We start from the raw sequence: 14,456 nt of genomic DNA, 5'->3' as shown, positions 1-14,456 counted from the left end.
CGCCGCTCAAACGGCGTTGAGGCCGGCCGCGGCCGGCGCGCTGCCCTCTGTCAGCGGCGGATGGGTCACGATCGATTTCAACTCGGGCCGGGGCATGCTCAGCGCCTGCAGATCCGGCCGGGGTCGCGCCAGCGCAGCCGTCGAGGCAAAGGCCTGTTCCAGGCTCTGGGCGGCAGCGAGCAGGGCCGCATCGCCGCGCAGCCGGCCCACCATCTGCAGCCCGAACGGCATGCCGTGCTCGTCGACGCCGCACGGCAGCGACAGCGCGGGGTTGGTGGCGAGCGTCACCACGTAGGTCAGGCCGAGCCAGTGGTAGTAGTTGCGCATCGCTTGGTCGTCGATGCGCTCGGCATAGAGTTCCGTCCACGGAAAAGGCGTCACCGGCGTGGTCGGCGCAATGATCAGGTCGAACTGCTCGAACGCGCGTGCGAACTGCCGCGCTACGCGGGTCTGCTCCAGATGGGCCCATGCGCGGTCGGCCAGCGTGATGGCGGCGGCCATCTCGACATTGGCCCGCACGTTCGGGCCCAGCGTTTCGGGTGCATCGCGATAGGTGTCGGCAAACGCGGCAACGAAGCTCTCGGCACGCAGCGTGTCGAACGCGCGGTCGGCGTCGCCGAGTTCGAGCGCCACCGGCTCGCAGCGCGCCACCAGCGGACGGATCGCTTCCACGCGCTGGCGGAACACCCGCCGGATCTCCGGGTCGACGATGCACAGGCCGAAGTCTTCGGTGTAGCCGACGCGCAGGGTCGACAGGTCGACCGGCTCGAGCGGCCAGATCGAGGCGCCGTCCACCGGGTAGGAGAGCGGATCGCGCGCATCGAAGCCGACACTCGACGCCAGTTGCAGCGCGACGTCGGCCACGCCGCGCCCCATCGGGCCGAGCACCGAGATGACGGACCAGCCGAGAGGCCTTGCATCGTTGGCCACCAGGCCGGGCGAGGGCCGCAGGCCCACCACGCCGCACAGGGCGGCCGGGATGCGCAGCGACCCGCCGGTATCGGAGCCGGTGCACATGGGCAGCATGTCGACCGCCAGTGCCGCCGCCGAGCCGCCCGAAGAACCGCCCGCGTTGCGGGTCGGGTCGAAGGGGTTGCCGGTGGCGCCCCACACCGGGTTGCGGGTGTTGGCGCCCGCGCCCATGTCGGGCACGTTGGTCTTGGCGGTGACGATGGCGCCCGCGGCCCGGAGCCTGGCCACCAGTGCGTTGTCGGCCGCCGGCACGTTGCCACGCAGCCGCACGTTGCCGTAGGTGGTGAGCAGGCCGGCAGTGTCCTGCAGGTCTTTCACGCCCAGCGGCAGGCCGTGCAGCGGGCCGAGCGGCGCACCGCGCATGATCTGCTGCTCGGCCGCACGCGCGCTGTCGAGCGCACGCCCGAAATCGGTGGCGCAGACGGCATTGACGGCCGGATTCAGCGCCTCGATGCGCCCGATGCAGGCCTGCATCAGTTCGACCGGCGACAGCTGGCGGCTGCCGATCAGCCGGCGCAGCTCGACCGCGGAGAGTTCGGGCAGGGCGCTGTCCACGGCTACTCTGCCTTGATCTGCGATTGCTCGGCGATCTTGCGCATGCGTGCCGTATCGGCCGTGACCATGCCGGCCCAGTCGGGAATTGCCTGGTAGCCGGGCTCGAAACCGGCGTTCTTCATCCGGTCCTGCGTGTCGGCCGTTGCCATCGTCGTGGCCAGCGCTTTCTCGAGGCGCGCCTTGACGTCGGCTGGCAGTCCGCGCGGCGCGACCAGCGCGATCCAGGCATTGAGCTCGTAGCCCGGGTAGCCGCTCTCGGCCACGGTGGGAACGTCGGGCATCAGGGCCGAGCGCTTGGCTGTGGTGACGGCCAGCACCTTGACCTTGCCGTTCTTGCGCTGTGGCCCGGCCGCCACCACGGTGTCGAAGGACACCGGGATCTGGCCGCCGATCAGGTCGGTCATCAGCGGCGCGCTACCCTTGTAGGGGATGTGCGTCATCGACAGACCGGTGCTGGCATTGAACATCGCGCCAGCGAAGTTCGAGCTGGTGCCGTTGCCGAAGCTGCCGTAGACGTATTTGTCGGGGCTGGCCTTGGCGGCCGCCACCAGTTCCTTCACGCCGTTGGCCGCGACCGAGGGGTTCACCAGCACCGCCAGTGCGACCGAGCCGACCATGCCGATCGCATCGAACCCCTTGGCCGGGTCGTACGACAGCTTGGATTGCAGTGCAGGGTTCAGCGTGAAGGTGGAGTTGGAACTGATGAGCAGCGTGTAGCCATCGGGCTTGGCATTGGCGACGGCGGCCGCGCCAATGGCGGTGCCGGCGCCGGGCTTGTTCTCGACCACCACCGGCTGCCCGAGTTGCTCTTCGAGCTTCTTTGCAAGGATGCGGGCCAGCACATCGGCCGCGCCGCCGGCCGAGAAGGGCGCCACCAGAACCAGCGGTCGTTCCGGGTAACCGGCTGCGGACGCGAGCCCGGCGATGAAGACGAGGCTGCCGGCGAACAGCGTGCGGCGCAATGCCTTGAAGGGAATGTGTTGCATGGTGAGCTTGCTTGATAAAAAGGGTTGAAGAATTTCAGCCGACCGTCGGCAACAGGCCGCGGCGCGCGGCGACGACTGCTTCCAGTGCCGCCACGAATTCATCGGCCTGTGCGTCGCCGAACGGCAGCGACAGGGCAACCAGACCGCGCCGCGCCAGAAAGACGCCACGCTCCAGCAGATCGAAGAACAGCAGCGCCTTGACGCGATCGTCGGCGCCGGCCAGGTCGGCCGCATTGCGCAACGGACGCGCGGTGGCGTGCAGCTGCATCACCGAGCCCAGGCCAGTGAACTGCAGATTCACCGCGTGTTGTGCGAACACCGCATTGAGCCCCTCGCGCAATTGTTCGCCGCGCTGGTTCAGCGCATCGAGTGCGGCCGGTGTCAACACCTGCGTCAGGCCGGCCAGGCCTGCCGCCATCGTCAGCGTGTTGTTGTTGAACGTACCGGCGTGGGCCAGCGCATCCGGCCGGCGCGGATCGAAGCGCGACATCACATCGGCGCGCCCGCCGAAGGCGCCGAACGAGAGCCCGCCGCCGAAGTACTTGCCAAGCGTGGTGAGATCGGGCGCCAGATCCAGTTGCGCCTGACGGCCGCCGCTCGACAGCCGCGAGGTCATCACCTCGTCGAGGATCAGCAGGGCGCCGCATTCGTCGGCCAGCGCACGCAACCCGTGCAGAAACGCCGGCTGCCCCGGGATGCAGCCGCCCGCGCCCAGCATGGGCTCGACCAGGATCGCTGCCAGATCCGCGCTGTGTGTGCGCACCAGCGCCTGTGCGGCTTCGAGGTCGTTGTAGCGTGCGACGAGGAAGGCGTGCGGCACGTTCACCGGCGAGCCGCCACCGCCGAAGGACAGTACGCCGCCGTGGTAGGCGCCGTCGAACACCAGCACCTTGCGCCGCCCGGTGTGCACCGCTGCTGCGGCCAGCGCCATCAGGTTGGCCTCGGTTCCGGAGTTGGTGAAGCGCAGCAGGGCCATGCCGGGAAAGCGGCGCTGGATCTCGTGCGCGAGCAGGCCCTCGCGCGGTGTGTGCGAAGACAGGCTCAACCCGTCGTGCAAGGCGCTGACGATGGCCTGCTGGATCACCGGATTCGAGTGGCCGTAGATGCCCGCCGTGAATTCGCCCAACGTATCCAGGTAGCGATGGCCATCGACATCCCACAGGTGGCAGCCTTCGCCGCGCGCCATCGCCAGCGGAAAGGGCGTATGGAACAGCACGCTGCGGGTGTTGCCCGCGGGCAGCACGTCGGCCGCTTCGGCCAGCGCCTTTTCGCTGGCGGGATTGCGGGCACCATAGCGCGCGGTGGCTTCCGCCAGGGCGTCGTCGAGGACTGACGAGCGGGAGGCGGTGGTGTTGTTCATGGCTGGCAATTCCGGTTCAACGCAGGCGCGCCGGCGACAGCGCTGAAGGCTCGACGCCGTGTCGAACCAGTTCTTCCGGCAGGGGCACGTCGCGCAACAACGCATCGGCCAACGCGCTGGCGGCGGCCGCACTCTGAATGCCATAGCCGCCCTGTGCCGCGAGCCAGAAAAAACCGGGACAGGCGCCATCCTCGCCGATCACCATTTCGCCATCGCGCACGAAAGAGCGCAAGCCTGCCCAGGTGCTGGTCGGGCGGCGGATGCTCAAGGTGGAGACGCTTTCGATCTGGTGGATGCCCATCGCGATGTCGATCTCCTCGGGCACCACGTCGTGCGGCACCGTGGGGTCGGCGTTGCCGGGCGAGCCCAGCAATTGGCCGGCATCGGGCTTGAAGTAGTAGCTCTCGTCGACACCGACCACGGCCGGCCAGCCGGAGGCATCTGTGCCGTCGGGCGCCTTGAAGGTGAAGGCACTGCGCCGGTGCGGCACCAGGCCGATCGGCGCCGCGCCGAAAAGAGCGGCCACTTCGTCGGCCCAGGCGCCTGCCGCATTGACGACGCTGCGTGCTCGAACCGTCTCGCCATCGGGCAGCTGCAAGTCCCAGTGCGTGCCGGATCGCATGGCGGCCCGCGGTTGCACGCCGGTGCGCAGTTCACCACCGAGCTGGCGAAAGCCGCGCAGAAAGCCCTGGTGCAGGGCATGCACGTCGATGTCTTGTGCGCCCGGCTCGAACAGCGCGGCGTGGACCATCTCGGGCCGCAGGCAACTGACCCGGGCCAGCGTCGCGTCGGCATCGAACAGTTCCAGGTCCGGGCAGGCGGGGGCCAGTTCGCTGCGCGTTGACTGCAGCTGGGCCTCCTGGCCGTGGGTGGCTAGGTAGAGCACGCCACGCGGCGTCAGCAGGGGTTCGGACGTGAAGCCGGCCGGCGGCTGCTCGTAGAACGCGCGGCTGGCCCGCGTGAGGGCACGCACCGCCGGCGGGCCGTAGCTTTCCATGAACATCGCCGCAGAGCGTCCGGTCGAGTGGTAGCCGGGTTGTGATTCGCGCTCCAGCAGCAGCACGCTGCGGTGCCCGGCCAGGCGGAATGCAGCCGACGCGCCGGCGATGCCGGCTCCAAGGATGATGATGTCAAATTCTCTCATACGAGAATTCTCTCATGCGAGAATCGTGCCAATCATGGGGAAAGCGATGCCTGTCAAGCCCTCCGGAAAGCGCAGTGCGGCGCCGCCGGATCGTGCGCGCATGGGTGAGCGCTTGCGCGAGATCCGCAAGGGCCGGCGCCTGACGCTGAAGGCGCTGTCCGAGCGGTCGGGTGTCGCCCTGTCGACGCTGTCAAAGATTGAACTGGGCCAGATCTCGGTGAGCTACGAGAAGTTCGCAGCAGTGGCGCGGGCGCTCGAGGTGGACATTGCCCAACTGTTCGACCCGCGCGCCCAGGCAGCGCCGGTCGACGGGGGGAAGAGGCCCGTGGTGGTGCGCTCGACGCTGGACGCCGCACCGGGCTATGACAGCCAGAACTACGACTACCGCATGCTCGCGACCGACTTTCCGGGCAAGCGCATGACGCCGCTGCACGGCACCATCGTGGCGCGTGCCCTGAGCCAGTTTCCGGACTTCATCCGCCATGCCGGCCAGGAATTCGTGATGGTCCTGTCGGGCAGCGTGCGCATCCACTTCGAGACGGGCGAAGCGATCGAACTCAAGCGCCAGGAGTCGGCGTACTTCGACAGCGGCGTCGGGCACATCTACCTGTCGACGGGCAAGGCCGACGCGCAGGTGGTGGTCGTGATGGCCGAGCGCTAGGCCTTACAACGGCAGCGTGTCGAATGCCGCGTAAGCGGTTGCCAGCCAGGTCTTGACGCGCTGGCGCTCGAGCAGGCCGAGCGCGTTCGGGCCTTCCTTGTCGTGCACGGCCTTCCAGAAGCTGGTGTTCTGCGCATCGATCTTGCGCATGCTGGTGTCGTGCAGGCGCGGCATCGCGATCACCTGGGCGCCGTTGGCAGTGGCCTTGGCCAGCGACTGCGAGCCGAGCAGCATCGCAAAGTCGCTGCCGCGGCCGTAGTTCTGCACCACGATGTAGTTGGGCCGGTCGCCGAAGGTGTCGATCAGGCGGCCGAGCAGGTCGGTGGAGTCGCGGCCGTCGTCGAGCACGTGCCAGAAGTTGACCGCGATGCCGAGTTCCTTGAACACGTCGAACAGGTCCGATTCCTTGATCCAGCGCGACAGCGGGGCCAGCGTTTGCGCGGCAAGGTCGACGATCACGCTCTGGTGCGGGTTGGTCTCGAAACCGTTCACGATGGTGTCGAGGCCCTCGAAGCTGTCCACCACCACGGGCGAGGCGAAGCCTTCGTAGAAGCGCGTGAAGGAGCTGTGCGACCGGTCGGTGTCGTAGCCCGTGAAGGGACGGCTGCGATCGATGAAGTATTGCGCCAGCACCCGTGCCGTGACCGACTTGCCGACACCGCCTTTTTCGCCGCCGATGAAATTGATGGAACTCATGAGATGCCCGGAAAGAGTGGAGGGGGAGAGGTCGCGGGGCATTTTAGGTGCCGCGCCGTGCCCGTTGCCCTGGTTCGTCAGGGCTTGACCATTGCAAAGAACGGGCCGAGGCTGCCCAAAAACAGGTTCTGGCTGAAATCGAGCGCGGCGCGCCGGTACTTCTCGTCGGCCTGGGCCGCCATCAGGTCGAGCCGGGCCACCACCTTCGACAGCTCGCGGTCGGTCACCAGGTTGCGTCCGCGATCGCTGATCTCGGTGGCCAGCAGCAGCGGCTGGCCGTCCGGGCCGGTCTTCGAGCTGATCAACCACAGCGAGATCTCGACGTTGCGCGCGGCGCGGTAGCTGTTCTCGGCATTCACGCCGTCGATCATGGTCTGGTCCCAGGTGTTGCCGTTGGCCTCCTTGAGCATGCTGGCCCAGCCGACCACGAGTGCTGCAACCCGGTCGCCCTGGAAGGTCTGCGGTCCGGTGTCGAAGGCCATGCGGATCGCGTCGATGCCGACCGCGCCGCGCAGTTCCGGCAGCGGCGTGCCCTGCATCACGGCGTCCCAGGTGCGCTGGATCGCATCTTCGGGGCTCTTGGCCCATTTGCGCCATTCGCGCGGGTTGCGGCGGTAGAGCGACAGCTGGACGCGCCGGATCGACTGCAGGTTGTCGCGCAGCGCGAGGTTGGCGATGCGGTTGGCACCGGACTGCAGCCATTCGTTGTTGGCATACGGCTGGGCCCGCTCGGTCGAATTGATGACGCTGCTGCAACCGGCCACCCCGAGCAGCCAGGCCGCCGTGCCGCACAGCATGGCGTGACGGCTGCGGGAGGGGAAAAGGGGCAAATGGCGCATGGGCCGCACGTTATCATCGTCGCCTCGGGTGGCAGCCGCCAGGTTGTGCATTTTTCCTTACAAATCAACACCTTGGCATCCAGCCGAGGGGGCCGACAAGTCGTGCGTCTCAACTCCATCAAGCTCTCCGGCTTCAAATCGTTCGCCGAACCCACCAACTTCCTGCTGCCGGGCCAGCTGGTCGGCGTGGTCGGGCCGAACGGTTGCGGCAAGTCGAACATCATGGATGCCGTGCGTTGGGTGCTCGGCGAATCGCGCGCTTCCGAACTGCGCGGCGAGTCGATGCAGGACGTGATCTTCAACGGCACCACCACGCGCAAGCAGGCCAGCCGCTCCAGCGTCGAACTGGTGTTCGACAACGCCGACCACCGCGCCGGCGGCCAGTGGAGCCAGTTCACCGAAATCGCGGTCAAGCGGGTGCTCACGCGCGACGGCACCTCGAGCTACTACATCAACAACCAGCCGGTGCGCCGGCGCGATGTGCAGGACGTGTTTCTCGGCACCGGCCTCGGGCCGCGCGCCTACGCCATCATCGGCCAGGGCACGATCAGCCGGATCATCGAATCCAAGCCCGAAGAGCTGCGCCTGTTCCTCGAAGAGGCGGCCGGTGTCTCCAAGTACAAGGAACGCCGCCGCGAGACCGAGAGCCGCCTTGGCGACACGCGCGAAAACCTCACGCGCGTCGAAGACATCCTGCGCGAACTCAACAGCAACCTCGAGCGCCTCGAGAAGCAGGCCGAGGTGGCCGCGCGCTACAACCAGCTGCAGGGCGATGCCACGAAGAAGCAGCACCAGCTCTGGTTCCTCAAGCGCAGCGAGAGCGAGAACGACCAGTCGAAGATCAAGGCTGACGCAGAGAAGGCGATCAACGACCTCGAAAGCAGGACGGCCGACCTGCGCCACATCGAGTCCGAGCTTGAAACCGTGCGCCAGGCGCACTACGCGGCCGGCGACCAGGTGAACCAGGCCCAGGGCAAGCTCTACGAAGCCAGCGCCGAAGTGGGTCGGCTCGAAGGCGAAATCCGCTTCGTGGTCGAAGGGCGCCAGCGTGTCGAACAGCGCCTGGTTCAGTTGCGCGAGCAGGTCGCACAGTGGGGCACGCGCCGCGAAGACGCCGAGGCCGAAATCGAAACGCTCGCCGGGCAGGGCGTGGACGCCGAAGAACAGGCCGTGCTGCTGGCCGCGCAGCTCGAAGAACACGACGCGCGCATGCCCGAACTCGAAGAGGCGCAGCAACGCGCGCAGGACGAGGCCAACGCGCAGCGCACCGGCGTCGTCCAGGTGCAGCAGCAGATCCAGGTGCTGGCGGCGGACCAGCGCAACATCGACGAGCAATCGCGCCAGCTGCAGCAGCGCAGCGAACGGCTGCGCACCGATCAGCGTGCGCTCGACGCCCCCGACGAAGCGCGCCTGGTCGCGCTGCAGGAGCAACTGGCCGCTGGCCAGGAAGCCGCCAGCGAAGCCGAGGCACGGCTGCACGAGCTGCAGGAATCGGTGCCGCAACTCGACGACGACCGCCGCGCGCGGCAACAGGCTGTCAACACCGAGGGCGCGCGCCATGCCGAGCTGTCGGCCAGGCTCGAGGCGCTCAGGGCGCTGCAGGAAAAGGTCAAGACCGACGGGAAGCTGGCGCCCTGGCTGGCCAAGCACGGGCTCGACGGCCTACAGGGACTGTGGAGCCGCATCCACATCGAGCAGGGCTGGGAGAACGCGCTCGAATCGGCGCTGCGCGAACGCATGGGCGCGCTCGAAGTCAGCAGGCTCGACATGGTGCGGGCTTTCGGCGCCGATGCGCCTCCGGCCAAGCTGGCGTTCTACACGCCGCCGAGTGCCGGCCCGGTGCAAGGCGCGTCCGCCTTGCCGCGTCTTTCGGATCTGCTGCGGTTGAGCGACGCCGGCTTGCAGGCCCTGCTGGTCGACTGGCTGCATGGCTGCTACACCGCCACCAGCTTCGAGGAGGCGCTGGCGCAGCGCGGCAAGCTGCAGCCAGGCGAAGTGATCTACGTGCAGAGCGGCCACGCGGTCGCGGCGCACAGCGTGGGCTTCTACGCGCAGGATTCCGAGCAGGCCGGCCTGCTGGCGCGCCAGCAGGAGATGGAAAACCTGGAACGCCAGTTGCGCGCGCAGGCCCTCATCAGCGACGAGGCGCGCACGGCGCTCATGCGCGCCGAAGCGGCATATGGCGATGCGGCCTCGCGGCTCGTCGGCGCGCGGCGCGAAGCGGCTGAAACCCAGTCGCGTGCGCATGAGCTGCAGGTCGAAACGCTGCGCCTCACCCAGCTCGCCGAACAGACCCGCGCCCGCAGCGAACAATTGGCCACCGACCTCGGCGAGGTCGATGCGCAACTCGAGGAGCTGCAGGAACGCCGCATTGCCGCCGAAGCGCGCTTCGAAGAACTCGACATGCAGCTGGCCGACAGCCAGGAGCGGCACGCCCAACTCGACGAACGCGTGATCGAGGCCGGCCGGCTGCTCACGGCCAGCCGCGAGCAGCACCGCAGCCTGGAACGGCAGGCGCAAGAGGCCACCTTTGCCCAGCGCACCCTTGAAGCACGCCGCGGCGAGCTGAGCCGCGCAATCGAAACCGCGGCGCAGCAATCGGTGGCCTTGGCCGACGAAGAAGAGCGTGCCCAGGGCGAGCTCACCCGGCTGTCCGATGCCGCCGCGAAGGCCGGCCTGCAGGACGCGCTGGCGCTCAAGCTCGAGCGCGAAACCACGCTCGGCGCCACGCGCAGCCAGTACGACGACCTCACCATCAAGCTGCGCGCCAGCGACGAACGGCGCCTGCAGCTTGAACGCGAACTCGAGCCGCTGCGCCAGCGCATCACCGAGTTCCAGCTCAAGGAACAGGCCGCGCGCCTCGGCTTCGAGCAGTACGCTCAGCTGCTGGCCGATGCGAAGGCCGATCTCGAGGCGCTGGCGCTGTCGATCGAAACCGACAAGGTGCGCCTGACCGGCCTGCAGAGCGAGATCGACCGCTTGAACCGCGAAGTGGCATCGCTCGGCGCGGTCAATCTGGCCGCGCTCGACGAGCTTGCCATCGCCAGTGAGCGCAAGACCTTCCTCGACGCCCAGTCCGCCGACCTGAACGAAGCGATCGGCACGCTGGAAGACGCGATCCGCAAGATCGACGGCGAAACGCGCGACTTGCTCGGCGGCACCTTCAAGATCGTCAACGAACACTTCAGCCGCATGTTCCCCGAGCTGTTCGGCGGTGGCACCGCCAAGCTCATGATGACCGGCGACGAAATTCTGGATTCCGGCGTGCAGGTGATGGCACAGCCGCCCGGCAAGAAGAACCAGACCATCCACCTGCTGTCGGGTGGCGAGAAGGCCCTGACCGCCATCGCGCTGGTGTTCGCGATCTTCCAGCTGAACCCGGCCCCTTTCTGCCTGCTGGACGAAGTCGACGCGCCGCTGGACGACGCCAACACCGAGCGCTATGCCAAACTCGTGACCGCCATGAGCCGCGAAACCCAGTTCCTCTTCATCAGCCACAACAAGATCGCGATGGAGATGGCCGAGCAGCTCATCGGCGTGACGATGCAGGAGCAGGGCGTTTCGCGCATCGTGGCGGTGGACATGGAGGCAGCGAAGTCGCTGGTCGAGGCGGCATGAGCGCCGCGCAGGGCCGCCCCACGCAAGCTCGCACCGCAGCGCGCAGCGCGGAGGTCTTCCAATGAGCAGCTTGACCGTTGCGCTGGCGATTCTGGGTGGGCTCGTCCTTGCGACGGTCGTCGGCTACAACGCCTGGATGTCGCGCCGCAACGCGCCGCGCCAGCCCGATGCCACGCAGCCCGCGCCGCTCGAAGCGTCGCCGCCGCCGGACGGCTCGGAACCGGTGCTGCACATCGACCCGCACTCGGTGCCCGGCAACGAGCGGCATGAGCCGTTGTTCGATCCCGACCTGCCGGCGCCTGCGGCGCTGGCGCCGCCCGTCGGCGACCGCAGGGGCGGCCTCGACCCGCTGATCGACGTGATCGCACCCGTTTCGCTCGACGGCCTGGCTTCGGGCGATGCGGCGCTGGCGGCCATGCCTGCGACCCGCCGCGCCGGCAGCAAACCGGTGGCGATCGAAGGCCTCAACGAATACACGGCCGAATGGGAGCAGCCCGCACCCGGCCAGCGCTATGGCGCGTTCCAGGTGGGCGTTCAGCTCGCCAACCGCACCGGCGCGCTCAACGAGATCGAATACTCCGAGTTCGTCGTCAAGGCACAGGCCTTTGCCGACGCGGTCAACGGCGCCCCCGAATTTCCCGAGATGCTCGACGAGGTGGCGCGCGCGCGCGAGCTCGACCAGTTCGCCAGCTCGCACGACGCCCAGCTCGGCTTCGTGCTGCGCGCGCTGCATGCCGCCTGGAGCCCGGGCTATGTGCAGCAGAACGCGGCCCGGCATGGGTTCGTGGCCGGCATGATCCCCGGCCGCATGGTGCTGCCGACCGGCGAGCCCGGCATGCCGCCGATCCTGGGCCTGTCGTTCGATACGCAGGCCGCACTGGCCGACGACCCGGCCCAGTCGGCCATCCGCGAACTCACGCTGAGCCTCGACGTGCCGCAGGTCGAGCGCGGCGAGCGCCCGTTCGAGCGCATGCGCGAGGTGGCTGCAGCGCTCGCGCGCGAGATGGACGGCGTGGTGACCGACAGCGACGGCAAGTTGCTGCGCGACGAAACCATGGACGTGATCGGCGCCGACCTCGAGCAGCTCTACGACACGCTCGATTCACGCGACCTGGCGGCGGGTTCGCCGCTGGCGCGCAGGTTGTTCAGCTAACCGCTTTCCGGAGACACAAGATGACGAAGCCGGAGGACGCGGCACGCGAAGCCGCCGCATTGGGCGAGCAGTTGCGCCGCCACGCGCACCTGTATTACGTGCTCGACACGCCCGAGCTGCCCGACGCCGAGTACGACAAGCTGTTCCAGCGTCTGCAGGCGCTGGAAGCAGAACATCCCGAGTTGCGAACGCCCGATTCGCCGACCCTGCGCGTCGGCGGCAAGGTGCTCGACGGCTTCGTCAAGGTTCGGCACCGGGTGCCGATGCTGTCGATCCGCACCGAAACCGACATCACGGCCAGCGGTGCCAGCGCTTTCGATGCGCGCGTGCGGCGCGAACTGGGGCTGGCCGAGGACGCGCCTGCGATCGACTACGTGTGCGAACTCAAGTTCGACGGCCTCGCGATGAGCCTGCGCTACGAGGACGGCGTGCTGGTGCAGGCCGCAACGCGTGGCGACGGCGAGATCGGCGAGGAGGTGACGCAGAACATCCGCACCCTGCAGCAGATCCCGTTGCGGCTCAATGGCAAGGCGCCGCCGGTGGTCGAGGTGCGCGGCGAGGTGTACATGCGGCGCGACCAGTTCGAGGCGCTGAACGAACGCCAGCGCGAGAAGATCGCGGCAGGCCAGAAGAACGAGAAGGTGTTCGTCAACCCGCGCAATGCGGCAGCCGGCGCGGTGCGCCAGCTCGACCCGGCGATCGCAGCGGCGCGGCCGCTGAGCTTCTTTGCCTACGGCCTGGGCGAGGTCACGCCGCCCGAGCAGGGCGGGCCCGACTGCGCGACGCAGTTCGACTGGCTGCAACAGTTTTCCGCGTGGGGATTTCCGGTCGCGGCGCAGACGGCGCGGGCCAGCGGCGCCGCCGAGCTGATTGCCTTCCACGAGGCGATGGGCCGCCAGCGCGATGCGCTGCCCTACGACATCGACGGCGTGGTCTACAAGGTCGACAGCATCGCGCTGCAACGCCAGCTCGGATTCGTCTCGCGCGAGCCGCGCTGGGCCGTGGCGCACAAGTACCCGGCGCAGGAGCAACTGACCGAGGTGCTGGGCATCGAGGTGCAGGTCGGCCGCACCGGCAAGCTCACGCCGGTGGCCAAGCTGGCGCCGGTGTTCGTGGGCGGCGTGACCGTCACCAATGCCACGCTGCACAACGAAGACGAAGCGCGGCGCAAGGACGTCCGCATCGGCGACACGGTGATCGTGCGGCGTGCCGGCGACGTGATTCCCGAAGTGGTTGGCGTGGCGCCCGCGAGCCTGGCCAAGGCCGACGATCAGCGCGGCCCGCAGTTCACCATGCCGCGCAAGTGCCCGGTCTGCGGTTCCGATGCGGTGCGCGAAGAGGGCGAGGCCGACTACCGCTGTACCGGCGGCCTGTTCTGCGGCGCACAGCGCAAGGAGGCGATCCTGCACTTCGCGGCGCGCCGCGCGGTGGAGGTCGAAGGCCTGGGCGACAAGCTGGTCGAGCAGCTGGTCGACGCCAATCTGATCCGCACCTTGCCCGACCTCTACAAGCTGGGCTTCACGACCCTGGTCGGGCTGGATCGCATGGCCGAGAAGTCGGCGCAGAACATCGTGGCGGCGCTCGAAAAGTCCAAGAAGACGACCTTGCCGCGCTTCCTGTTCGGCCTCGGCATCCGGCACGTGGGCGAAAGCACGGCGAAGGATCTGGCCAAGCACTTCGGCAAGCTCGACGCGATCATGGACGCGACCGAGGAACAACTGCTGGAGGTCAATGATGTCGGCCCGGTGGTGGCGCAGAGCCTGCGCACATTCTTCGACCAGCCGCACAACCGCGAGGTGGTCGAACAATTGCGCGCCTGCGGCCTGCACTGGGAAGAGGGCGAGCCGGCCTTGCGCGCGCCCAAGCCGCTCGCGGGTAAGACTTTCGTCATTACCGGCACTCTTCCTACGCTCGGCCGTGACGAAGCGAAGGACAAACTGGAATCGGCCGGTGCCAAGGTGGCCGGCTCTGTGAGCAAGAAGACGAACTATGTCGTGGCGGGCGCCGAGGCCGGCAGCAAGCTCGACAAGGCGCGGGAGCTGGGGGTCGAGGTGATCGACGAGGCACAGATGCTGGCACTCCTTGCCGCCGCGGACTGACGCTTACCGCAGGTTACGCGGCTTCACACAAGCGCAGTCAACAAGGCTTGCCGCGGGCCGTTTAACAGGGTGAAACAGGAGTCTTTGCCATGAACACACTTCGCTCGCTCGGCCTTTTGGCCGCTGTTGGTGCCGCAACGGTGCTCACCGGATGCGTGGCTCCCGGCCCGTATTACGGCGACGTTGGTTATTCGCAGCCTTATTACGCCGAACCCGCGCCGGTGGTGGTCGGCCCGCCAGTCGTGCTGGGCATCGGCGTCGAGTCCGGACCGCACTATTACCGTGGCCGGCCCGGCTACTACGGCCCGGGTTATGGCCCGCGACCGGGCTACTACGGGCCACGGGGCGGCTATGCCCCCCGTCCGGGGTACGT

Annotated in this window: 10 protein-coding genes; 4 read left to right on the top strand and 6 right to left on the bottom strand. The window is 68.1% G+C overall.

The annotated features are described in order from the left end of the window. Positions 1–6 precede the first annotated feature (6 nt). The 4 genes from QTI05_RS20200 to QTI05_RS20185 are packed head-to-tail and all read right to left on the bottom strand — an operon-like array spanning position 7 to position 5,017. Complete coding sequence (locus QTI05_RS20200; protein ID WP_286620547.1) at positions 7–1,527, bottom strand: amidase; 1,521 nt, start codon at positions 1,525–1,527, stop codon at positions 7–9. Between the two features lie 2 nt (positions 1,528–1,529). Then, positions 1,530–2,513, bottom strand: coding sequence for a Bug family tripartite tricarboxylate transporter substrate binding protein (locus QTI05_RS20195; protein ID WP_286620545.1), 984 nt, complete (start codon positions 2,511–2,513; stop codon positions 1,530–1,532). A gap of 34 nt (positions 2,514–2,547) precedes the next feature. Further along, a complete protein-coding gene (locus tag QTI05_RS20190; protein ID WP_286620544.1) occupies positions 2,548–3,873 on the bottom strand; it encodes an aspartate aminotransferase family protein in 1,326 nt (441 codons plus the stop codon). A gap of 16 nt (positions 3,874–3,889) precedes the next feature. Then, the gene (locus tag QTI05_RS20185; protein WP_286620542.1) at positions 3,890–5,017 is read right to left on the bottom strand and encodes an NAD(P)/FAD-dependent oxidoreductase; all 1,128 of its coding nucleotides are present in this window, start codon (positions 5,015–5,017) and stop codon (positions 3,890–3,892) included. Between the two features lie 46 nt (positions 5,018–5,063). On the opposite strand from QTI05_RS20185, the gene QTI05_RS20180 reads away from it, so the two are divergent. Further along, entirely contained in the window at positions 5,064–5,678 is a 615-nt protein-coding gene (locus QTI05_RS20180; RefSeq protein WP_286620541.1) for a helix-turn-helix domain-containing protein, read from the top strand. Between the two features lie 3 nt (positions 5,679–5,681). On the opposite strand, the gene QTI05_RS20175 is transcribed toward QTI05_RS20180, so the two are convergent. Together QTI05_RS20175 and QTI05_RS20170 are read right to left on the bottom strand one after the other, a co-directional pair. Beyond that, the gene (locus QTI05_RS20175; RefSeq protein ID WP_286544584.1) at positions 5,682–6,374 is read right to left on the bottom strand and encodes a P-loop NTPase family protein; all 693 of its coding nucleotides are present in this window, start codon (positions 6,372–6,374) and stop codon (positions 5,682–5,684) included. Positions 6,375–6,451: 77 nt separating this feature from the next. Further along, positions 6,452–7,213, bottom strand: coding sequence for a hypothetical protein (locus QTI05_RS20170; protein ID WP_286620540.1), 762 nt, complete (start codon positions 7,211–7,213; stop codon positions 6,452–6,454). A gap of 102 nt (positions 7,214–7,315) precedes the next feature. On the opposite strand from QTI05_RS20170, the gene smc reads away from it, so the two are divergent. The 3 genes from smc to ligA all read left to right on the top strand — a co-directional run bounded on the left by smc (position 7,316) and on the right by ligA (position 14,083). After that, positions 7,316–10,831: a chromosome segregation protein SMC gene (smc, locus tag QTI05_RS20165; RefSeq protein ID WP_286621120.1), complete on the top strand. Its 3,516-nt coding sequence runs from the start codon at positions 7,316–7,318 to the stop codon at positions 10,829–10,831. A gap of 61 nt (positions 10,832–10,892) precedes the next feature. Further along, a complete protein-coding gene (locus QTI05_RS20160; protein WP_286620539.1) occupies positions 10,893–11,984 on the top strand; it encodes a cell division protein ZipA C-terminal FtsZ-binding domain-containing protein in 1,092 nt (363 codons plus the stop codon). Between the two features lie 20 nt (positions 11,985–12,004). Continuing rightward, entirely contained in the window at positions 12,005–14,083 is a 2,079-nt protein-coding gene (ligA, locus tag QTI05_RS20155; RefSeq protein ID WP_286620538.1) for an NAD-dependent DNA ligase LigA, read from the top strand. Positions 14,084–14,456: the final 373 nt, after the last annotated feature.

This window comes from Variovorax fucosicus (assembly GCF_030316825.1).
Classification (GTDB): Bacteria; Pseudomonadota; Gammaproteobacteria; order Burkholderiales; family Burkholderiaceae_C; genus Variovorax; species Variovorax fucosicus.
Note: the sequence above shows the minus strand (reverse complement) of the source record. Positions and strands in the feature narration are given on the sequence as shown.

Bases quoted from the DNA above. Each gene is read 5' to 3' on its own strand.
- QTI05_RS20190 (WP_286620544.1), bottom strand. From the start codon at position 3,873: ATGAACAACACCACCGCCTCCCGCTCGTCAGTCCTCGACGACGCCCTG.
- QTI05_RS20195 (WP_286620545.1), bottom strand. From the start codon at position 2,513: ATGCAACACATTCCCTTCAAGGCATTGCGCCGCACGCTGTTCGCCGGC.
- QTI05_RS20160 (WP_286620539.1), top strand. From the start codon at position 10,893: ATGAGCAGCTTGACCGTTGCGCTGGCGATTCTGGGTGGGCTCGTCCTT.
- QTI05_RS20185 (WP_286620542.1), bottom strand. From the start codon at position 5,017: ATGAGAGAATTTGACATCATCATCCTTGGAGCCGGCATCGCCGGCGCG.
- QTI05_RS20180 (WP_286620541.1), top strand. From the start codon at position 5,064: ATGCCTGTCAAGCCCTCCGGAAAGCGCAGTGCGGCGCCGCCGGATCGT.
- QTI05_RS20170 (WP_286620540.1), bottom strand. From the start codon at position 7,213: ATGCGCCATTTGCCCCTTTTCCCCTCCCGCAGCCGTCACGCCATGCTG.
- ligA (WP_286620538.1), top strand. From the start codon at position 12,005: ATGACGAAGCCGGAGGACGCGGCACGCGAAGCCGCCGCATTGGGCGAG.
- QTI05_RS20175 (WP_286544584.1), bottom strand. From the start codon at position 6,374: ATGAGTTCCATCAATTTCATCGGCGGCGAAAAAGGCGGTGTCGGCAAG.